The organism is Nesterenkonia massiliensis (assembly GCF_000455245.1).
GTDB classification, from domain to species: Bacteria; Actinomycetota; Actinomycetes; order Actinomycetales; family Micrococcaceae; genus Nesterenkonia; species Nesterenkonia rhizosphaerae.
In genome coordinates, this window is sequence record NZ_HG005166.1 from 454477 (window position 1) to 456281 (window position 1805).

A 1805-nucleotide genomic window follows, 5' to 3' on the forward strand; every position below is an offset into this window, starting at 1 on the left:
GTTCACAACGTGTCGAGGAACTACACCTAGATCAGTTCAGCTGCAGGATCTTTTCGGTCACCACTTCGGCACGCGCATTAGAGAAGACCTGTTCCTCGCCCACCTCGGTAAAGCCGCGGGACTCCAGAATCTTCAGCGAACCCACGTTGTCCACCACCACGCGAGCACGCAGCGGCCGCGGCGTGAACTCGTCCAGGAACAGGTCCATCGCGGTGGTGGTGATGCCCTGGCCCCAGAACTGCTTATCGGTCCAGAACATCACTTCATGGACGTCTCCATCACGGAAAACCGCAATAGAGCCGGCAGGCTGGCCATCAGCATCGATAGTGCGCACCAGCGACTTTTCGTCGTTGAGAAGCTCGCTCCAGTGGTGATCGAAGATGCTGCGGTCGTTAGGGTTAGTCGGCGCGAACCCAGCCATGTGGGCGGCGTCGGCATCCTGCTGGAAGCGGAAAAATTCGTCCAGGTCGCCAGCGGCGACTTCCCGCAGTGTGATCTTCATAGAAGCTCCTTATGTTCCCGGCTTGTGGCTGGGTACGGCATATTGCTGTGACTCCAGCCTACTCGGAATATCACCTGATTCTCGCTTCCCGTCGAGGCTTAAGGTCACAACGGGATGCCGGGACTGCCTCAATACTGCGCAATAATGGGGCTCATGTCCGCAGCAGCACCTGATCGTCCGCGCCGCATCGCCATCCTCGGCTCCACCGGATCTATCGGCACCCAGGCGCTGCAGGTTATTGCAGCCCACCCGGAGCGCTTTGAGGTGGTGGCATTGGCTGCCGGCTCCAATGCCGAGCTGCTGGCCCGCCAGGTGCAGGCCACCGGCGCCGGCGTTGCCGCAATGTACGACGACGACGCCGCAGCCCAGCTGCGCGAAAGACTCACCTCCACAGGGCTGACCGATGTGGAGGTGCTCAGCGGTCCTGATGCCTGCGAGCAGATCGCCGCAGAGGTCCAGGCTGATGTGGTGCTCAATGCCATCACCGGGTCCATCGGCCTGAAACCGACCCTTGCCGCTTTGGGCTCGGGAGCCACCCTGGCACTTGCCAATAAGGAGTCCCTGGTGGTGGGCGGTGCCTTAGTGACTGCGGCCCTGCAGCGTCCAGGGCAGGTGGTCCCTGTGGATTCTGAGCATTCGGCACTGGCTCAGGCGCTGGCTTCAGGCCAGCATGAGCGTGGACTGTGCTCCCCGGTCACCACCGGCTACAGCGAGGTCAGCCGATTGGTGCTCACCGCATCCGGAGGCCCGTTCCGCGGCTGGAGTGCCGAGCAGCTGGCTGAGGTCACCCCGCAGCAGGCGCTGAAGCACCCCAACTTCGATATGGGCATGATGGTCACCACCAACTCCGCCACCATGGTCAACAAAGCCCTGGAGGTCATCGAGGCGCATCTGCTCTTTGATGTGGACTTAGAACGCATTGACGCGGTGATCCACCCCCAGCAGTACATTCACTCGCTGGTGGAATACCAGGATGGATCCAGCATCGCCCAGGCGGGGCCGCCACGGATGCTGGTGCCTATTGCGCTAGGCCTTTCCTGGCCGGACCGCCTTCAGAAAGTGGATACCGCCATTGACTGGACCCGCGCCATGGACTGGACTTTCGAACCCCTGGATGACACTGCATTCCCCGCAGTGAAGCTGGCAAAACAGGCTGCAGCCACCTCGGCAACGCATATGGCGGTCTACAACGCCGCCAACGAACAGGCCGTCCAAGCCTTCCACTCCGGGGCGCTGGCCTTCCCCGGCATCCTGAAGACCGTCGAGCAGACACTGGCGGCCCACACCGGTATCGCTGCTTCGC

Annotated in this window: 2 protein-coding genes; one reads left to right on the forward strand and one right to left on the reverse strand. The window is 62.0% G+C overall.

The window, feature by feature from the left end:
- Positions 1 to 31: 31 nt before the first annotated feature.
- Complete coding sequence (locus TX78_RS05260; RefSeq protein WP_044494241.1) at positions 32 to 502, reverse strand: GNAT family N-acetyltransferase; 471 nt, start codon at positions 500 to 502, stop codon at positions 32 to 34.
- 153 nt (positions 503 to 655) lie between these two features.
- Here TX78_RS05260 and dxr point away from each other — a divergent pair.
- On the forward strand, positions 656 to 1805 hold a 1150-nt coding region (dxr, locus tag TX78_RS05265; RefSeq protein WP_044494243.1), incomplete at its 3' end, for a 1-deoxy-D-xylulose-5-phosphate reductoisomerase.